General features: G+C 73.4%; 17 protein-coding genes. 8 read left to right on the forward strand and 9 right to left on the reverse strand.

From position 1 onward, the window contains the following. Positions 1 to 12: 12 nt before the first annotated feature. The 4 genes from ACZ4FH_RS23755 to ACZ4FH_RS23770 all read right to left on the reverse strand — a co-directional run bounded on the left by ACZ4FH_RS23755 (position 13) and on the right by ACZ4FH_RS23770 (position 4,317). The gene (locus ACZ4FH_RS23755; protein WP_467307174.1) at positions 13 to 1,026 is read right to left on the reverse strand and encodes a 1-phosphofructokinase family hexose kinase; all 1,014 of its coding nucleotides are present in this window, start codon (positions 1,024 to 1,026) and stop codon (positions 13 to 15) included. A gap of 176 nt (positions 1,027 to 1,202) precedes the next feature. After that, complete coding sequence (gene nagA, locus ACZ4FH_RS23760; protein ID WP_467307175.1) at positions 1,203 to 2,357, reverse strand: N-acetylglucosamine-6-phosphate deacetylase; 1,155 nt, start codon at positions 2,355 to 2,357, stop codon at positions 1,203 to 1,205. Beyond that, the gene (locus ACZ4FH_RS23765; protein WP_383648376.1) at positions 2,357 to 3,289 is read right to left on the reverse strand and encodes an ROK family protein; all 933 of its coding nucleotides are present in this window, start codon (positions 3,287 to 3,289) and stop codon (positions 2,357 to 2,359) included. The genes nagA and ACZ4FH_RS23765 overlap by 1 nt, the downstream gene beginning before the upstream one ends. A 119-nt stretch (positions 3,290 to 3,408) precedes the next feature. Next, entirely contained in the window at positions 3,409 to 4,317 is a 909-nt protein-coding gene (locus ACZ4FH_RS23770) for an SIS domain-containing protein (protein WP_385109389.1), read from the reverse strand. Positions 4,318 to 4,549: 232 nt separating this feature from the next. On the opposite strand from ACZ4FH_RS23770, the gene ACZ4FH_RS23775 reads away from it, so the two are divergent. The 8 genes from ACZ4FH_RS23775 (at position 4,550) to ACZ4FH_RS23810 (ending at position 13,107) form a co-directional block, all read left to right on the forward strand. Continuing rightward, positions 4,550 to 5,815 carry an ABC transporter substrate-binding protein gene (locus ACZ4FH_RS23775; protein ID WP_467307291.1) on the forward strand — a complete coding sequence of 422 codons (1,266 nt, stop codon included), beginning with the start codon at positions 4,550 to 4,552 and terminating at the stop codon, positions 5,813 to 5,815. Positions 5,816 to 5,869: 54 nt separating this feature from the next. Then, the gene (locus ACZ4FH_RS23780) at positions 5,870 to 6,133 is read left to right on the forward strand and encodes a DUF3263 domain-containing protein (RefSeq protein ID WP_467307177.1); all 264 of its coding nucleotides are present in this window, start codon (positions 5,870 to 5,872) and stop codon (positions 6,131 to 6,133) included. A 138-nt stretch (positions 6,134 to 6,271) separates the two neighbouring features. Then, complete coding sequence (locus ACZ4FH_RS23785) at positions 6,272 to 7,294, forward strand: trypsin-like serine peptidase (protein ID WP_467307179.1); 1,023 nt, start codon at positions 6,272 to 6,274, stop codon at positions 7,292 to 7,294. A 57-nt stretch (positions 7,295 to 7,351) separates the two neighbouring features. Continuing rightward, positions 7,352 to 8,128 (forward strand): hypothetical protein, encoded by a 777-nt coding sequence (locus ACZ4FH_RS23790; protein WP_467307180.1) that lies wholly within the window; start codon positions 7,352 to 7,354, stop codon positions 8,126 to 8,128. A 140-nt stretch (positions 8,129 to 8,268) separates the two neighbouring features. Beyond that, positions 8,269 to 11,217, forward strand: a complete 2,949-nt coding sequence (locus ACZ4FH_RS23795; protein ID WP_467307181.1) for an AfsR/SARP family transcriptional regulator — start codon at positions 8,269 to 8,271, stop codon at positions 11,215 to 11,217. A 150-nt stretch (positions 11,218 to 11,367) separates the two neighbouring features. Further along, complete coding sequence (locus tag ACZ4FH_RS23800) at positions 11,368 to 11,547, forward strand: hypothetical protein (RefSeq protein ID WP_467307182.1); 180 nt, start codon at positions 11,368 to 11,370, stop codon at positions 11,545 to 11,547. Positions 11,548 to 11,656: 109 nt separating this feature from the next. After that, on the forward strand, positions 11,657 to 12,673 hold the full coding sequence (gene trpD, locus ACZ4FH_RS23805) for an anthranilate phosphoribosyltransferase (protein WP_467307293.1): 1,017 nt from the start codon (positions 11,657 to 11,659) through the stop codon (positions 12,671 to 12,673). 212 nt (positions 12,674 to 12,885) lie between these two features. Further along, on the forward strand, positions 12,886 to 13,107 hold the full coding sequence (locus ACZ4FH_RS23810; RefSeq protein ID WP_467307184.1) for a hypothetical protein: 222 nt from the start codon (positions 12,886 to 12,888) through the stop codon (positions 13,105 to 13,107). Between the two features lie 84 nt (positions 13,108 to 13,191). Here ACZ4FH_RS23810 and ACZ4FH_RS23815 read toward each other — a convergent pair whose 3' ends face one another. From ACZ4FH_RS23815 to ACZ4FH_RS23835, 5 genes are read right to left on the reverse strand one after another with little or no spacing between them, the layout of a single operon-like run. After that, positions 13,192 to 14,019, reverse strand: coding sequence for an ABC transporter permease (locus ACZ4FH_RS23815; RefSeq protein ID WP_467307186.1), 828 nt, complete (start codon positions 14,017 to 14,019; stop codon positions 13,192 to 13,194). Further along, complete coding sequence (locus ACZ4FH_RS23820) at positions 14,016 to 14,936, reverse strand: ABC transporter ATP-binding protein (protein ID WP_467307295.1); 921 nt, start codon at positions 14,934 to 14,936, stop codon at positions 14,016 to 14,018. The genes ACZ4FH_RS23815 and ACZ4FH_RS23820 overlap by 4 nt, the downstream gene beginning before the upstream one ends. 17 nt (positions 14,937 to 14,953) lie before the next feature. Next, positions 14,954 to 15,751, reverse strand: coding sequence for a thioesterase II family protein (locus ACZ4FH_RS23825; RefSeq protein ID WP_467307187.1), 798 nt, complete (start codon positions 15,749 to 15,751; stop codon positions 14,954 to 14,956). After that, positions 15,748 to 16,542 carry an ABC transporter permease gene (locus ACZ4FH_RS23830; RefSeq protein WP_467307188.1) on the reverse strand — a complete coding sequence of 265 codons (795 nt, stop codon included), beginning with the start codon at positions 16,540 to 16,542 and terminating at the stop codon, positions 15,748 to 15,750. Before ACZ4FH_RS23830 ends, ACZ4FH_RS23825 begins: the two co-directional genes overlap by 4 nt. Continuing rightward, the gene (locus ACZ4FH_RS23835) at positions 16,539 to 17,540 is read right to left on the reverse strand and encodes an ATP-binding cassette domain-containing protein (protein WP_467307190.1); all 1,002 of its coding nucleotides are present in this window, start codon (positions 17,538 to 17,540) and stop codon (positions 16,539 to 16,541) included. Before ACZ4FH_RS23835 ends, ACZ4FH_RS23830 begins: the two co-directional genes overlap by 4 nt. Between the last annotated feature and the right edge of the window lie 6 nt (positions 17,541 to 17,546).

Here is a 17,546-nt window from a genome sequence, read left to right on the forward strand (position 1 = left end):
CCGGCGCGGCGTTCAGGCGGCTCCTGGTGCGTGCCGCTCGACGGTGACGCGCGGCAGCAGTTCCTCGTAGGCCGCGCGGTCGAAGTCTCCGGCGGCGGGGGCCAGCACGGTCGCCGTCGACAGTGCCACCGCCCTGCGCAGCCGGTCCGGCCAGGCCAGCTCCTCGACGAGGCCGGACAGCAGCCCGGCCACCGCGGAGTCGCCGGCCCCGGTCGGGTTGCCCTTGACGGGGGCGGGCGGGGACGCCTGCCAGCCGCCGTCCGGGGTGACCGCCAGCAGGCCGTCGGGGCCGAGCGAGGCGATCACGGTGTGCGCGCCCCGGCGACGGGCGTCCCGGGTGGCGCGCAGCGGTTCGCGGGAGCCGGTGAGCTGGGCCAGCTCGTCGGCGTTGGGCTTGATCAGGTCGGGGCGGGCGGCGATGCCCCGGCGGAGCGGTTCGCCGCTGGTGTCCAGCAGGGCGGGGACGCCGGCGGCGCGGGCGAGCCGGACCAGTTCGGCGTAGGCGCCGACGTGGATGCCGGGCGGCAGGCTGCCGCAGAGCGCGACGGCGTCGGCGCCGGCCAGCAGCTCCCGGTAGGCGCCGAGGAAGGCGGTCCACTCCTCGGCGGTGATGTGCGGTCCGGGCTCGTTGAACTGGGTGGTGTCGCCGGTGGCCCGGTCGACGACGGCCAGGGTGCGGCGGGTCTCGCCGGACACGGGGACGAGGGCGTCGGTGAGGGTGCCGGGGGCGGGTGCGGTGGTGCGGGCGTCCGGGGGCGGTGCGGGGGGCGCGTCCGGCGCGGGGTGCGGGCCGGGGGTTCCGGAACGCGCGGCGAGGTGGTCGCGCAGGACGGCTCCGGTGCGGCCGCCGGCGAAGCCGGTGACGACGGTGTCGTGACCGAGGGCGGTGAGCACCCGGGCGACGTTGACGCCCTTGCCGCCGGGGCGTTCGACGGGGGCGGTGACGCGGTGGCTGGTGTGCGGGACGAGGGCCGGTACGCCGTAGGTCAGGTCGAGTGCGGTGTTCAGCGTGACCGTGAGGATCACCTCGGCCGCCCCCTCCCGATTCCTTGCCGGAACGCGCTTTCCCCCGTCTGTTTCCCAGGCGGGCCCGTCTTCCGGGTGATCATGCCAAAGGGAAGGCGGTCGGCCCAGTCCCGCAGGCCAACCGCCGTCTCTTCGTTACGTACGCCCGCTGTCCGGTGCGGGCGTGTGCCGCGGCCTCAGACGTTCTTCGGCCGGACGATCCACTCGCCCCGGCGCATGACTCCGGCGAGGTGGAAGTCCTCGTCGAGCACGACGAGATCGGCGTCCTTGCCGGGCTCCAGCGAGCCGACCCGGTCGTAGACGCCGAGGAGCCGGGCGGGGTTGGCGGAGATGGACTGCACCACGTCGCCGACCGGGATGCGGTCGATGGTGACGGCCCGGTGGAAGGCGGTGTCCAGGGTGAGGGTGGAGCCGGCGATGGAGCCGCCCTCGACGAGCCGGGCCACGCCGTCCTTGACCTCGACGGCGAGCGGGCCGAGCTGGTACTGGCCGTCGCCGAAGCCGGCCGCGTCCATCGCGTCGGTGATGAGCGCGACGCGGTGGGCGCCCGCGTGGTGGTAGGCGAGCTCCAGCGCGGCGGGGTGCAGATGCGTCCCGTCGTTGATCAGCTCGACCGTGATCCGCTCGTCCTCCAGGAGCGCGGCGATCGGGCCGGGCGCGCGGTGGCCGAGTCCGGGCATCGCGTTGTAGAGGTGCGTGGCGACGGTGGCGCCCGCGTCGATGGCCTCGACGGTCTGCTCGTACGTGGCGTCGGTGTGGCCGATCGCCGCGATGACGCCGTGCTCGGCGAGCAGCCGTACGGAGTCGATGCCGCCGGGCAGTTCGGTGGCGAGGGTGAACATCTTCGCGGTGCCGCGCGCGGCGTCCATCAGCTTGCGGACCTCGGCGGGGTCCGGGTGGCGCAGCAGGCTCTCGCTGTGGGCGCCCTTGCGGCACGGCGAGATGAAGGGGCCCTCGAAGTGGATGCCGGCCAGGTCGCCCTGTTCGACGAGCTCGGAGAGGATGCCGGCCCGTTCGGCGAGGAAGTCCATCTCGCCGGTGACGGTGGAGGCGACCAGGGTGGTGGTGCCGTGCTCGCGGTGGGTGCGGACACCGGTGAGGACCTCGTCCACGGTGCCGGAGGTGAAGGAGGCTCCGCCGCCGCCGTGGTTGTGCATGTCCACGAAGCCGGGGACGATCCAGTGGCCCGACAGGTCGACGCGGGGTGCGTCGTCCGCGGCGCTGCCGGCGATGCGGGTGCCTTCGACGATCACCCGGCCGTTGTCGACGGTGCCGGTGGGCAGTACCACCCGGGCACCGGCGAGAACGGTGCTGTCTGCGCGTCCGGCCATCAGGCGGATACCTCCGTGGAGAGAAGATCCCAGGCGAGCAGCCCTGCGCCCAGGCATCCGGCGGTGTCCCCGAGGGCCGCCGGGACGATGTGGGGCAGCTTCTGGAACGAGACGCGTTCCTCGACGGCCGCACGGAGTGGTGTGAACAAGGTTTCCCCGGCCTCGGCCAGCCCGCCACCGATGATGATCGTCCGGGGGTCCAGCAGGGTGAGGGCGGTGACCAGCCCGGCGGAGAGCGCGTCGACCGCGTCGAGCCAGACCGCGACGGCCTTCGGGTCGCCGGATTCGACGGCCTTGGCGCAGTCGGCGGCGTCGGCCTCGGGGTCGCCGGACGCGGCGGCCCAGGCGCGGCTGACGGCGGAGGCGGAGGCCAGGGTCTCCAGGCAGCCGCGCTGGCCGCAGGCGCAGTCCGGGCCGTCCGGCCGGACCACGACATGGCCGATCTCGCCCGCGTAGCCGTGGGCGCCCTCCTCGATGGTGTCGCCGATCCCGATGGCGCCGGCGATGCCGGTGCCCAGCGGGACGAAGAGGAAGCGGTCGGCGCCCTTGCCCGCACCGATGCGGCCCTCGGCGAGTCCGCCGGTGCGGACGTCGTGGCCGAGGGCGACGGGCACGTCACCGAGCCGCTCGCCCAGCAGCCGGCGGAGCGGGACGTCGCGCCAGCCCAGGTTGGCGGCGTAGACCGCGACGCCGTGGGCGGCGTCCACGATGCCGGGCACGACGATGCCCGCGGCGACGGCGCTCTCGCCGAAGTGCTCCTCTCCGTACGCGCGCAGATCCGCGGCGAAGGTGAGGATGGACTCGACGACGGCGTCGGCGCCGCGCTCTCTGCCGGTCGCCCGCCGTGCCTCGTGGAGCAGGGCGCCGTCGGCCCCGACCAGTGCGGCCTTCATTCCGGTGCCGCCCACATCGAGGGCGATGACGTGTTTCACGGGAAACAGTTTCGCCCGACGGACCCCAAAAGGTCTAGTCCACTAGCGCTGTTTGTTGCGCATCCATACAAAAGAGTGGCGCCCACCCGGCGCGATCACACCGCGTGAGCGCCCGCGCACTACCCCGGCAGGATGACGCTGCGCGAGAGGTTGCGCGGATGGTCCGGGTCGTACCCCTTCGCCTCGGCGAGCGTCACCGCGAGCCGCTGGATCCGGACGAGATCGGCCATCGGGTCCGCCGTCCGGTGGGCCACCAGCGTGCCGCCGACCCCCGCCACCTCGCCGGCCAGCCCGTCCGGCAGCGGGCCCAGCACCCAGGCGACGCGGTGCGGCCCGGTGATCGCGATCGGTCCGTGGCGGTACTCCATCGCCGGATACGACTCGGTCCAGGCGCCCGCCGCCTCGCGCATCTTCAGCCCGGCCTCCAGCGCCAGCCCGTACGTCCAGCCGCGCCCCAGGAAGGTCCACTGCTCGGCCGAGACCACCGCCTCGTCCAGCGGTTCGGCCACCGCCAGCTCCGCGTCCACCGCCGCCTCCGCGACCGTCTTCACCCCGGCCGGCAGCGGTCCGGCCGCTTCGAGTCCGGCGCGCAGGAAGGCCAGCGCGGTGGTGGCGAACCGGGTCTGGACGACCGATTCCTCGTCCGCCCAGTCCAGTACGGCCACCGTGTCGGCCGCCGTCATGACCGGGGTCGCCGGGTCCGCCGTCAGCGCGACCGTCGCCGTCCGCCCGCGCACCTGTGCCAGCAGGGCCAGCACCTCGCTGGTCGTGCCCGAGCGGGTGATCGCCACGACCCGGTCGTACGTCCGTCCGGTGGGGAACTCCGAGGAGGCGTAGGCGTCCGTCTCGCCCTGTCCGGCCGCCTCCCGCAGCGCGGCGTAGGCGATCGCCATGAACCACGAGGTGCCGCAGCCGGTGACGGCGACGCGCTCACCGGGGCGCGGCAGCCCCTCGAAGGCCGCGCCCGCCTGGGCGGCACGCCGCCAGCTCGCGGGCTGGGTGGCGATTTCCGATGCGGTACGGGACATGCTGGACGGCTCCTCGGAGGGGGAATCTGACGACAGGGCCGGGACCTCCTTAGCAGCCGCCGCGCGCCGCGTGCAATGCCCCCGCTTTGCGGAAGCGATATCGAAGTGGTGTAGACCTCCTGGGGCGGGGTGGTGCAAAATCGCAGCTCATCCGGAGGGCTCCACGACGAGGTGGGCGCCGCGGGTGGCGTGATCCTGCCGGGTGGCGCAAACAATGAGGACGGACTTGGCTGTGCAGCGGCGTTATACGGGACTGACAGCGGCGCTCGCCGCACTGGGGATGGCGGCCACCCTGACGAGCTGCTCGGGCGGGGATCCGGACGAGGACGTCACGCTGAAGGTGGTCGCGGCCGACTACGGCACCGGCGAGGCGGACAAGTCCGACACCTACTGGAACGGCGTCGCCCGGAGCTTCGAGGCCTCCCACCCCGGCATCAAGGTCCAGGTGACCGTCCTGCCGTGGACGGACATCGACCGCAAGGTCTCCGAGATGGTGGCGTCCGGCCAGGCCCCCGACATCGCCCAGATCGGCGCGTACGCCGACTACGCCAAGGCCGGCAAGCTCTACTCCGCGGACCAGATGCTCTCCATCCCCACCCAGGCGAACTTCCTGCCCAAGCTCGCCGACGCCGGCCGGGTCGACCGCGTCCAGTACGGCCTGCCGTTCGTCGCCAGCACCCGGCTGCTCTTCTACAACAAGGACCTCTTCTCCCAGGCCGGGCTGACCGCCCCGAAGACCTGGGGCGACATAGCCGCCGACGCCGCCGCGCTCAAGGGCCGCGGGGTGCGCTACCCGTTCGCCCTGCCGCTCGGTCCGGAGGAGTCCCAGGCCGAGACCCTGCAGTGGGTGCTCAGCGGCGGCGGTGGCTACACCGACGACGTCGGCACGTACACCATCGACTCGCCCGAGAACGTCCGCACCTTCGGCTGGCTGAAGGAGAACCTGGTCGACAAGGGCCTCACCGGCCCCGTCGCCCCCCGCAAGCTCAACCGGGCCAAGGCCTTCGAGGCCTTCGGCAAGGGCCAGGTCGGCATGCTCAACGGCCACCCCACGCTGATGGAGGACGCCGAGAAGAAGGGCGTGCACGTCGGCATGGTGAAGCTGCCCGGCGCGAACGGGCCCACCAAGACCTCGATGGGCGTCGCCGACTGGATCATGGGGTTCAAGCAGAACGACCACCGGGTCGAGATCGGGAAGTTCTTCGACTTCCTGTTCACCGACAAGAACGTCATCGAGTTCGCCGACACGTACGACATGCTGCCGGTCACCGACAGCGCCTCGGCCGCGATGGAGGACGACCCGCAGTACAAGCCGCTGCACCAGTTCCTGGCCACGCTGTCCAGCGCGGAGTTCTACCCCTTCGGCAAGACGTCCTGGGCGAAGGCCAGCGAGTCGATCAAGGAGAACATCGGCAAGGCGGTGGACCCCGGAGCCACCCCCGGACTGGTTCTCGAACACATCGCGCAGGAGGCGACCACCGCCGAGAAGGCGGAGTAGGGGCGCTCCCCGGCCGCCGTGGCGGTGTCGGTCCCGCGCAATATATTGGCTGATATGACCGCCCTCCCCCCGAACGGCCCCGACGAGCCCGCGGACCCGCTCTCCGAGCGCGACCTCGCGGTGCTCGCGGTCGAGCGGCGCTCCTGGACCGGCCCGGGGGCCAAGGAACGGGCGATCCGGGAGCAGCTCGGCATCTCCCCGACCCGCTACTACCAGCTGCTCAACGCGCTCCTGGACGACCGCCGCGCCCTCGCGGCCGACCCGGTGACGGTGAACCGGCTGCGCCGGGTCCGCGAGGCCCGGCGCGGACGGCGCTGACCCCCGCGCACCGGGCCCCGCGCCCCGGCGGCGTCCGGCGAAGCCCGGACGATAAGCGTCCGAAGCCGCCCCTCCCTAGCGTCGCCTGACGCACGCAGCGCTCTGCGTGCGCAGGCTTCCAGGGAAAGGGATGCACGCATGCCCGAACGGAGCAGCAACGGACCGCACCGGGAGAGAAGGCCACGGACCCGGACCCGGACCGGGAACCGACGGCGGATCGGGGGGCTGCTCCTCGCCCTCGGCGCCGTCCTCGCCTCGCTGACGGCCGCCCCGTCCGCGCAGGCCGCCGGTGACGGGATCATGGCGGTCACCCGGGCCCCGATCGACGTGCCCGGCGCGGGCCCCGGCCGCGACGCGCAACGGTCCGCGCTGCGGGCGTACTGGACGCCCGAGCGGATGCGCGAGGCGATCGGCGACGGTGAGGCGGACACGGCGGCCGGGTCCGCGCGGCGCGGCGCCGCCACGGCGGCCGTCGCGGAGGGGGCGCTGTCCGAGACCGTCGGCTATCTGCTCTTCAACCACCCGGACGGGACCCCGTCGCACTGCACGGGCACGGCGGTCGACACCGCCTCGCAGATGCTCGTGCTGACCGCCGCGCACTGTCTGCACGAGGGCCCGGACGGCGGCTGGATGAAGAACATCGTCTTCGTCCCGGCCTACGACAACGGGCCCGGTGCGTACGGGCTGTTCGAGGCGTGGAACATCGCCACGGACTCCCTGTGGTCCAGCGGTTCCGAGTCCGACCCCGAGCACGACTACGGCATGGTCATCACCGAGGACAACAGCCGGGGCCAGCGGCTCGGCGAGGCGGTCGGCGGCCAGACCCTGGTCACCAAGGACGACGTCCGCACCGGTGAGCCGATCGCCCTCATCGGCTACTCCGGCACGCCCTACGACGGGGAGCACCAGGAACTCTGCGAGGACCTGATCCTGCCCGTGCCGCCGCCCGAGAACCTGTGGCACACCGACTGCCCCAACATCACGGGCGGGGCGAGCGGCGGTCCCTGGATGCTCGACTACGATCCGGCGACCGGCAGCGGATACGTCGCCGGACTGACCAGTCAGGGCATCCCCGGCGGCACGGCGATCTCGCCGCAGTTCGACGACCGGACCGCCGCGTTCGCCGATCTGATGGAGCAGTTGACCGCGGCCCGGCCCTGACGCCTCGAAGGCCGGGGGAGCCGCGGTCGTACGGTGGAGGAGTACGGAGGGAGCGCGATGCGGGACGAACCGGACCCCGGGAACGGGCCCGCCGCCACGCCTCCGTACGCCTGGACCCCCGAGCGGATGCGGGCGAGCCGGCCGCTGCCCCTCCCGTCCCGGCCGCCGTGGCGGGGACGGACCGCGGACCGCGCCCGGCTCCCCGCCGCCGCGCTGGACCTCACCGCGCCCCCGGAGCAGTGCCGCCGCGCGCCGGAGGGGGCACGGGTGTGGACGCTGCTCCTGCCGGAGCAGGGGCCGGCCGAGGAGGCCGCCGGGGCCGCCGCGCTCACGGCGGGCGAGCGCCGGGCGTACGCCGGGCTCGAACCCGGCCCGGAGCGGCGCGCGTTGGCCGTCGTGCGCGGCGGACTGCGGCTGCTCGCCGCCGCCCACCTGGGGTGTTCGCCGGACCGGATCACCGTCCTGGACGGGCCCTGCCCGCTGTGCGCGCGGTGGCACGACGGCACGGCGGCGGGCGGGGACGGCGGGCCGGTGCGGCTCTCCTGGGAGCGGTGCGGCGGGCTCGTCGTCTACGCCCTGTCCACGACGACGGTGGGCGTGGGCGTCGTACGGCTCCCGGAGGGCGGCGATCCGGCCGCCGTCCGGGAGGCGCACCGGGCGGCGCGGCTCGCCGCGGGGCGCCGCGCGCTGATCCGCGGCGGCTGCGCGGCGGGGCCCGGGGTCACCGGGGACCGCTCCGTGGAACGGGTCGCGGTGCCCGACGGCTACGGCGCCGCGGTGGTCCGCCATGTGTCCGGGGCCGGGGCTCCGGAGCGGTCCGCCGGTAGCCTGTGAACGCTGTCCGGGGCTTTCGCGGTCCCCGATCGAACGTGTGGTTGGGTACCGTGATCGACGGATGTCCTCGGGGGGCGGGGCAGACGGCAGGGGGAATCGTGGGGGAACGGCTGAGTTTCAGAATTCTGGGACCACTGGCGGTGGCGGACGCCGAGAGCCGGGTCCCGGTCGGGGGCGCACGCCAGCGCACGATCCTCGCGCTCCTCCTTCTCAGCCCCGACCGCGTCGTCTCCGTCGACACCATGGTGGACGTCGTCTGGAACGGCCGCCCGCCCGCGACCGCCCGGACCCAGATCGCGATCTGCATCGCGGCGCTCCGCAAGACCTTCCGCTCCCAGGGGGCCGGCGAGGAGATCATCGCCACCGCCCACCCGGGCTACCAGCTGAACACCACCGGCCACGACATCGACGCGGTGGACTTCGGCCGCCTCGTCCAGGAGGCCGAACTGGCCGCGGGCGAGGGGCGGACGGCCGAGGCCGCGCACGCCTACGCACAGGCGCTCGGCCTGTGGCGCGGCCCCGCGCTCACCGGGGTGACCGGACGGCTGATCGAGGACGAGGCGGGCCGGCTGGAGGAGCTGCGGCTCAACGTCTTCGACGACTCCACCCTCGTACAGCTGGAACTCGGCCGCCACCAGGAGCTGGTGCCCGAACTGACCGCCGTCGTCCGCGAACACCCCCTGCGGGAGCGGACCCGGCACCATCTGATGCTCGCGCAGTACCGCTCGGGCCGCCGCGCGGAGGCGCTGGAGACCTTCCGCGACGCCCGGCGCCACTTCATCGACGAACTCGGCCTGGAACCCGGCCCCGACCTCCAGGAACTGCACGACGCGGTCCTGGCCGACGACCCCGCGCTCGCGGTGGTGGCCGCCGAACCGGCGGAGCCGGCGCCGCAGCGGGCGCCCGCCGTCGAGGAGGTCGTCATCATCCCCTCGGAACTCCCGCCGGACGTGCCCGGGTTCGCGGGCCGCGAGGACGAACTGGCCGCGCTGGACTCGCTGATGGACGGGACGGGCGAGGAGAACGTCACGCCGGTCGGGCTGATCACCGGCGTCGCCGGGGTCGGCAAGACGGGGCTGGCGATGCGCTGGGCCCACCGGGTCGCCGAACGCTTTCCCGACGGCCGGCTCTTCGCCGATCTGCGCGCCTACGACGAGGACCACGAGGCCACCTCGTCGACCGAGGTGCTGGGCCGGCTGCTGCGGTCGCTGGGCGTGCCCAGCCAGCAGGTCCCGGCCGCCCTGGAGGAGCGGGTCTCGCTCTACCGCAGCGTGCTGGCCAGCCGCAGCGTGCTGATCGTCCTCGACAACGTCCGCACCCTGGCGCAGATCCGGCCGCTGCTGCCCGGCAGCGGCAAGTGCTGTGTGCTGGTCACCAGCCGGGAGCAGCTGGAGGGGCTGGTGACCTCGCCGCAGCGGGCCCGGGTGCATCTCGGCGCCCTGTCGGAGCCGGAGGCCCTCCGGCTGCTGGGCCATGTGGTGGGCACCGCCAAGATCGACGCCGTGCGGAGCGATTCCGTCCGGCTCGCCGAACTGTGCGACCGGCTGCCGCTCGCCCTGCGGATCGCGGCGGCCCGGCTCGCCTCCAAACCGCACTGGACCGTCCGCCATCTGGTGGCCCGGCTCAGCGACGAGCGGCGCAGGCTCGACGAGCTGAGCCAGGGCGAGTCCCAGGTGCGCGCGGGGTTCGCGCTCAGCTACCGCTATCTGCCGCTGGACGCGGCCCGGCTCTACCGGCGCATCGGCCTGCTGGACGCGCCGGACTTCACCGCCTGGGTCGGGGGCGCCCTGCTGGACATCGACGACCTGGAGGCCGAACGGCTCATCGAGCACCTGGTCGACGCGCAGTTCCTCGAAGTCATCGGCACCGACGCCACCGGCCAGCTCCGCTACCGCTTCCAGAACCTGCTGCGCCTCTACGCCCGCGAACGCGCCCAGGAGGAGGAGGCCGAGGCCGACCGGCTGGCCGCCTGCGAGCGGGTCTTCCGCACCTGCCTCACCCTGGCCGAGGAGGCCCACCGCCGGGAGTACGGGGGCGACTTCAGCATCGTGCACGGCCGGGCGCCGCGCCGCCCCACCGATCCCGGGCTCCGGGAGGCGCTGCTCGCCCAGCCCCTGGAGTGGTACGAGGCCGAGCGGCTGCCGCTGGTCGCGGCGGTCGGCCAGGCCGCCCGGATGGGGCTGGCGGAACTGGCCTGGGACCTGACGCTGTCGATGACGGTGCTCTTCGAGACCCGTAACTACATCGACGACTGGCGGGCCTGTGCCGAACAGGCGCTGGAGGCCGCCCGCGCCTGTGGTGACGTGCTGGGCCGGGCCGCGATGGCGCACAGCCTGGGCGCCGCCGATCTGCGGCTGCGCAAGCTGGACGACGCGGAGAAGCACCTCGGGACCGCGCTGGAGCTGTACGGGACGGTCGGTCAGGAGCTGGGCCGGGCCCTGGTGCTGAAGAGCCTGGCGGTCATCGACCGGATCCGGGGCGACGTCGGCGCCGCGATGGAGCGCCTGGAGGAGGCGCTGCCCGTCTTCCGGGCGCACGGCGACCTCTCCTCGGAGGCGTACGCCTTCAGTGGGATGGCCCAGCTGGAACTGGAGCGGGACCGGCCGGACACCGCCCTGGAGCGGGGGCTCGAAGCGGTGCGGGTCTCCGAGAGCATCGGGGAGGGCGGGGAGCGCAACCTCGCCCAGTCGGCGTACCGGGTGGCCTGCGCGCATCTCGCCCTGGAGCGCTGGGAGCCCGCCGAGGAGACCTTCCTGCGGGTGGTGATGATCGTCAAGGAGAAGTCCGACATGGTCGGGCTCGCCTACGCCCTGCTGGGGCTCGGCCAGACCCGGTTCGGCGCCGGCTCGCTCCAGCTCGCGGAGATCACCCTGCTGGACGCGCTCGACATCGCGCAGCGCGTGGACAGCCCGCTCGTGGAGGGCATGATCGGCCTGGCCCTGGGCGAGACCGCCCGGCGCGGCGGCCGCACCGCGGAGGCCCGGGACTGCCTGACGGCGGCCGAGGCGCTGTTCAGCCAGGTCGGCGCACCGCGCTGGCAGGAGCGCGCCCACCAGCTCCTGGACGACCTCGGCCGCACCGACTCCTGACGGCCGCACCCCCTCTGAGCACGGCCGATATCGTTCGGCGCGGCGCTTGAAACCCGGTCAATAGCGCCTCGAAGCCCGGTCTTCCTACGGTTCATCCCGACAAGAGATCCGCACGTCGGCGGAGTCCGGTCCACGGGAGAGGGAACGACCATGCAGCGCACCTGGGGTACCCGCATCAAGTGCACCACCGCCGCCCTGATCGGCGCGACGGCCCTGCTGACCGCCGTCCAGGCCGGTACGGCCGCGGCCGGTACCCACGCCGGTGCGCCGACGGCCGCTTCCCTGTCGTCCTCGGTGATCGTGACGCCCGCGGACGAGGACTGGAACTGACCGCGGGCCCGGCCCGCCGCTGATCCCACAGGGAGATCCAGTGACCGCTGGAACCGCTTCACTCACACGCATCCACCCGCCCACCTGGCCACGGCTGCTCCACGCCACCATGAACGGGCGCGATCTGACGGGCGCGGACGCCTCCTGGATGATGGACCGCGTCATGCGGGGCGAGGCGTCGCCCGCCCAGATCGCGGGCCTGCTGGTCGCCCTGCGCGCCAAGGGCGAGACCGTGCACGAGCTGGAAGGGCTCGTCGACGGGATGCTCGCCCACGCCGTGCGCATCGAGGTGCCGGGACCGTGCGTCGACGTCGTCGGCACCGGTGGCGACGGCGCCCACACCGTCAACATCTCGACCATGTCCGCGCTCGTCGTGGCGGGCGCGGGCGTGCCCGTCGTCAAGCACGGCAACCGCGCCTCCAGTTCCGCCTGCGGCTCCGCCGATGTGCTGGAACGGCTCGGTGTGACCCTGCGGCTCGCCCCGGAGCGGGTGGCCGCCCTGGTCGCCGAGGTCGGCATCACGTTCTGCTTCGCCCCGGACTTCCATCCGGCGATGCGGCACGCGGCCGGCGCCCGCCGCGAACTCGGCGTCCCCACGGTCTTCAACGCGCTGGGACCGCTCACCAATCCGGCCTCCCCGACGGCCCTGGCCGTGGGCGTGGCCGATGCCCGGCTGCTGCCGCTGATCGCGGGCGTGCTGGCCCGGCGCGGGTCCACGGCGCTGGTCTTCCGGGGCGACGACGGGCTCGACGAACTGACCGTCACCACCACGTCGACCGTGCTGAGCGTCGAGGACGGTGCCGTACGCCGGGAGAGCTTCGACCCGCGCGACCTCGGCCTCCCGTACGCCTCCGCCGAGGCGCTGCGCGGGGCGGACGCGGCGTTCAACGCCGGGGTCGCCCGCCGGGTGCTGGCGGGCGGGTCCGGGCCGGTGCGGAACGCGGTGCTGCTCTCCGCCGCCGCCGCGCTGGCGGCGGCCGAGCCGTCCGGGGGCCGCACGGTGGCGGAGCGGCTGGCGCCCGCGCTGGAGCGGGCCGCCCGCTCCGTCGACTCGGGGGCCGCGGCCGCGGTGCTGGACCGCTGGGCCGGCGCGACCGCCCGGTACGCCATGGAGCCCGCCGCCTGACCGGAATTCTCCGCCCTATTCTTTTCGCTCATGAATACGAGCCGCCCCGACCGGTGAATCGGGGCGGCTCGAATGCATTTCTCCGCCCTTTTCTTGTCCGAAATTATAAGGAAAACCCACCTGTTCGCGGGCGCTTCCTTTCACTAGCATTGGGACAACAGGGGGAAAGAAATTCCGACGACTGGGCAGAGTGCCCCCAAGGAGGCGAGACCGTGAATTCCGCCGCGAGTGCTGTCATCGCGAGTTCGATCATGCTGAGCAGTACGATCCTGGTACTCGCGGGCCTGTTCTGGTTCACGTCGGACCGGGCCGGGGAGCGGAGCCGGTCCGCCCGGAGGGCCACGGCCGAGCAGGAGGGCCTGCGGGCCGAGCTGGCCGAGGTCTCCGCGCGGGTGGTGGCCATCCAGCGGCTCCTGGAGGACGCGGCCGAATAGCACGGGCACCGCGCGGGACGCGGACGCAAGGGAAGGGCCCCGGACCGAAGTCCGGGGCCCTTCCCGTGGTGCCGGGGGGGTGGCTCAGACGTCGCGCCGCTTCAGCAGGACCGCGGCGGCGGTGAGCAGCGCCACGCCCCACAGGGCGCAGACGGCCAGGCCCTGCCAGGGCGAGAGCAGCGCCTCCGGGTCGGGGCGGGCGAAGACGATGAGCTGGCCCGCGTTGGTCGGCAGGTACGCGGAGAGGTGCTTGCCCACCGTGCCCGGCAGGGTGGAGGCGAGCGGCGAGAGCACCAGCACGAAGCCGATGACGCCGGCGATCGCCCCCGCGGTGTGGCGGACGAGCGCGCCCACACCGAGCGCGACCAGGCTCATCGCGGCCAGGAACAGCCCCGTTCCGGCGACGGCCCGCAGCACGCCCGGGGCGTCCAGCGTGACGGTGACGTGGTCGCGCAGCAGCGCGGCGCCGGAGAAGAACGAGGCGAACGAGGCGATCTCGCCGACCACCAGGGCCATGGCCGCGAAGACCAGCGCCTTGGCGACCAGCATGGGCGAGCGGCGCGGTACGGCCAGGACGCTGGCCCGGATCGTGCCGGTGGAGTACTCGCTGGTGACGACGAGGACGCCGAGGACGCAGATCACGAGTTCGGCGAGGCCGAGGGCCCCGAAGATGGTGCCGACCGGGTCCTCCACGATGCCCTGGCGGTCGGCCGGGGAGGAGTCCTTCCACTGCGCGGCGGTGATCGCGGAGATGAGGACCGAGACGCCGATGGCGGTGGCGGTCATCAGGGCCAGCGTCCACAGGGTGGAGCGGACCGAGGTCAGCTTGATCCATTCGGCGCGCAGCAGTCCGGTGAAGCCGCCGCCGCGCGCGGTGAGCGGGGCCGTGGGGGTGACGAGGGCGGTGGTCATGCGGCGCTCCTGGAAGGCGTGGTGTCTCCGTACTCGACGCTGTCGCTGGTCATGCGCATGAACGCCTCCTCCAGGGAGGCGCGCTGCGGGGTGAGTTCGAGGACGACGATGCGGTGCTCGGCGGCGATCCCGGCGATCCGCGCGGTGTCGACGCCGGTGATCACGAGTTCGTCGGGTCCGGCGGTGACGTCGCCGCCGGCCGCCGTGACGAGGTCGGCGAGCCGGACGGCGTCCGGGGTGCGGACCAGCACCGAGGAGGTCGAGTTGGCCTCGATGAACTCGGAGACGGGGCAGTCGGCGAGCAGGGTGCCCCGCCCGATGACGACGAGGTGGTCGGCGGTGACGGCCATTTCGTTCATCAGGTGGCTGGAGACGAAGACGGTCCGGCCCTCCTCGGCCAGGGACTTCATCAGATTGCGGATCCAGAGCACGCCCTCCGGGTCGAGGCCGTTGACCGGCTCGTCGAGCAGGAGGATCTGCGGGTCGCCGAGGAGGGCTGCGGCGATGCCCAGGCGCTGGCCCATGCCGAGCGAGAAGCCGCCGGCGCGGGCCTTGCGGACCTCGGTGAGCCCGACCCGCTCCAGCACCTCGTCGACCCGGGTCAGCGGCAGGCCCTGGGTCAGGGCGAGGAAACGCAGGTGGTTGTAGGCGCTGCGGCCCTTGTGGACGGCCTTGGCCTCCAGCAGGGCGCCGACGGTGCGCAGCGGGCTGGTGAGTTCGGCGTAGGGCCTGCCGCCGATGGTGGCGGTGCCGCTGTCGGGCCGGTCCAGGCCCAGCAGCAGGCGCATGGTGGTCGACTTGCCGGCGCCGTTGGGGCCGAGGAAGCCGGTGACCTTGCCGGGACTGATGGTGAAGCTGAGATCCCGTACGGCGGTCTTGCCACGGTACTTCTTGGTGAGTCCGCGGGCTTCGACCACGGGGGCCGTCGCAGTCATCAACGGGTCCTTTCCTTGTGGGGGCGGGGTGTCACAGCGGTGAGCCGGGCGGCCACGTCCTCGGTGAGGGCGGTGGCGTGCGGCACGAGGTAGAAGTGGCCGCCGTCGAAGCCGCGCGCGGTGAAGCGGTCCGGGGAGATCTCGGACCAGGCGTGTACGGCGTCGGGGGCGACGTGCGGGTCGTGTGCGCCGTAGTAGGCGGTGACCGGGATGTCGAGGGCCCGCGGCCGGGCCCGCGGGGCGTAGTCGTCGAGCAGGGCGTAGTCGGAGCGGATGGCCGGCAGGACGAGGTCCAGCAGATCGGGGTGGTCCAGCGCCTCGGCCAGCGGACCGCCGCGCCGGCGGACGTCGGCGACGAGGGCGTCGTCGTCCTGTTCGGAGAGCCCGTTGCGGACGAGCCGGTGGGGCGCGGCGCGGCCGGAGACCAGCAGTGCGGCCGGGGTGCCGGCGCCCCGGTCCGCCAGCCGCAGCGCCGTCTCGTACGCGACGGAGGCGCCCATGCTGTGGCCGAAGAAGACCACCGGCCGGTCGAGGAGCGGGGCGAGCGCGTCGGCGAGCGGTTCGGTCAGCTCCTCCATGGTCCGGGCGAGCGGTTCCGCGATCCGGTCCTCGCGGCCGGGGTAGCGGACGGCGTACACCTCGGCGGCCGGGCCGATCAGCCCCGGCCAGTTCCGGAAGAAACTGGCGGCGCCGCCGGCGTGCGGGAAGCACACCAGGCGGACCGGGGCGCCGGAGGCGGTGGCCGGGGCGCGCAGCCAGGGCGAACGGGCGGCGGTGCCGCCGGACGGGCCGGTCACTTCCGGTTCCGGTACTGCCGGACGGAGAGCGGGACGAGGATCGCCATCATGCCGACGCTCCAGGCCAGCGCGGTGATCACATGGCCGGCGACCGGACCGCCCAGCATCAGGTTGCGGGCGGAGTCCACCACCGCGGACATCGGGTTGTGCTGGACGAGGAAGCCCAGCCACCCCGGCATGGTGCCGGGCGCGGCGAAGATGGAGCTGCCGAACTGGAGCGGGACCATCGCCAGCATGCCGACGCTCTGCACCGTCTCGATGGAGCGGGCGGTCAGTCCGATCAGGGCGTGCAGCCAGGACAGGGCGACCCCGTACAGCAGGATCAGCCCGATCGCGGCGAGGGCCTGGAGCGGTCCGGTGTGCACCCGGAAGCCGATGAGGAGCGCGAAGCCGAAGACCGTCAGCAGGGAGACGAGCATCCGGATCGTGTCGGCGAGGATCCGGCCCGTCAGGACCGCGGAGCGGGCCATCGGCAGGGAGCGGAAGCGGTCCATCACCCCGGTGGTGAAGTCCACGTTCAGGGTGGTGCCGGAGGTGCGGGAGGCGATGGTCGTGGTCAGCGCCATGATGCCGGGCATCACGTACTGCTTGTAGGCGCCGCTGCTGCCGGAGATCGCGCCGCCGAAGACGTACACGAAGATCAGGGCGAAGATCACCGGCATCAGCGTGGCGTCGAGGACCTGCCCCGGACTGCTCAGCACCTTGCGCAGATTGCGCCGGCAGATGGCCAGCGAATGGCGCACGGTCTCCTGCGGTCCGGACATCCCGGTCGCGGACAGGGCGACGCTCATGCCGCACTCCTCGTCAGTTCGTCGTGCGTGGCGGACCGGTCGGACGGTGTGCCCGCCCCGGCGTTCCCGGTGAGGGTCAGGAACACCTCGTCCAGGCTGGGTACATGGGTGTCGACCCCGGCGAGCGGGAGGCCGGCCTCGCCGAGCACCCGGATCGCGGAGGTCAGTTCGTGCCCGCCGGCGCTCAGCGGCAGGGAGACCCGCTCGGTGTCGCGGTCGCCGGTGGCGGGGCGCAGCCCGGCCGAGACCAGGGCGGTGCGTACGGCGGTGAGGTCGGCGGGGCGCTCCGGGGTGATCCGCAGCACCGGTCCGCCGATCCGCTCGCGCAGTCCGGTGCTGGTCCCCGAGGCGATGACCCGGCCGTGGTCGATGACCACGATCGCGTCGGCGAGGGCCTCGGCCTCCTCCATGTACTGGGTGGTGAGGAGCACCGTGGCGCCCTTCCGGGCGAGGGTGCGCACCTCGTCCCACAGCTCGTTGCGGCTGTGCGGGTCGAGTCCGGTGGTCGGCTCGTCGAGGAAGAGCACCCGGGGCTCGCCCATCAGGGAGGCGGAGAGGTCGAGCCGGCGCCGCATGCCGCCGGAGTAGCCGCCGACGGGGCGGTGCGCGGCGTCGGTCAGCCGGAAGCGCTCCAGCATGGCGTCGGCGGCGGAACGGGCCTCCTTGCGGCCCATGTTGAGCAGCCGGCCGATGAGGTACAGGTTCTCCCACCCGGAGATGTCCTCGTCCACGGCGGCGTACTGACCGGTCATGCCGATCAGCGAGCGCACCTCGCGGGACTGGGTGGCGGTGTCGTAGCCGTGCACGAGGGCGCGGCCGCCGTCCGGCTTCACGAGCGTGGACAGCATGCGGACGATGGTGGTCTTGCCGGCGCCGTTGGGGCCGAGCAGTCCGAGGACCGTGCCGGTCGGAACCTCAAGGCTCACACCCCGCACGGCGGGAGTGTTCCCGAAGTTCTTGACGAGATCTTCGGTCCGTATCGCAGGGTGCGTGCTCATCGGGTC

It is taken from the genome of Streptomyces sp. NPDC024555 (assembly GCF_055559335.1).

Coding starts and splice junctions, on each gene's coding strand:
- ACZ4FH_RS23830 (WP_467307188.1), bottom strand. CDS start 16,542: ATGAGCGTCGCCCTGTCCGCGACCGGGATGTCCGGACCGCAGGAGACC.
- ACZ4FH_RS23835 (WP_467307190.1), bottom strand. CDS start 17,540: ATGAGCACGCACCCTGCGATACGGACCGAAGATCTCGTCAAGAACTTC.
- ACZ4FH_RS23800 (WP_467307182.1), top strand. CDS start 11,368: ATGCAGCGCACCTGGGGTACCCGCATCAAGTGCACCACCGCCGCCCTG.
- ACZ4FH_RS23770 (WP_385109389.1), bottom strand. CDS start 4,317: ATGTCCCGTACCGCATCGGAAATCGCCACCCAGCCCGCGAGCTGGCGG.
- trpD (WP_467307293.1), top strand. CDS start 11,657: ATGAACGGGCGCGATCTGACGGGCGCGGACGCCTCCTGGATGATGGAC.
- nagA (WP_467307175.1), bottom strand. CDS start 2,357: ATGGCCGGACGCGCAGACAGCACCGTTCTCGCCGGTGCCCGGGTGGTA.
- ACZ4FH_RS23780 (WP_467307177.1), top strand. CDS start 5,870: ATGACCGCCCTCCCCCCGAACGGCCCCGACGAGCCCGCGGACCCGCTC.
- ACZ4FH_RS23785 (WP_467307179.1), top strand. CDS start 6,272: ATGCCCGAACGGAGCAGCAACGGACCGCACCGGGAGAGAAGGCCACGG.
- ACZ4FH_RS23815 (WP_467307186.1), bottom strand. CDS start 14,019: ATGACCACCGCCCTCGTCACCCCCACGGCCCCGCTCACCGCGCGCGGC.
- ACZ4FH_RS23790 (WP_467307180.1), top strand. CDS start 7,352: ATGCGGGACGAACCGGACCCCGGGAACGGGCCCGCCGCCACGCCTCCG.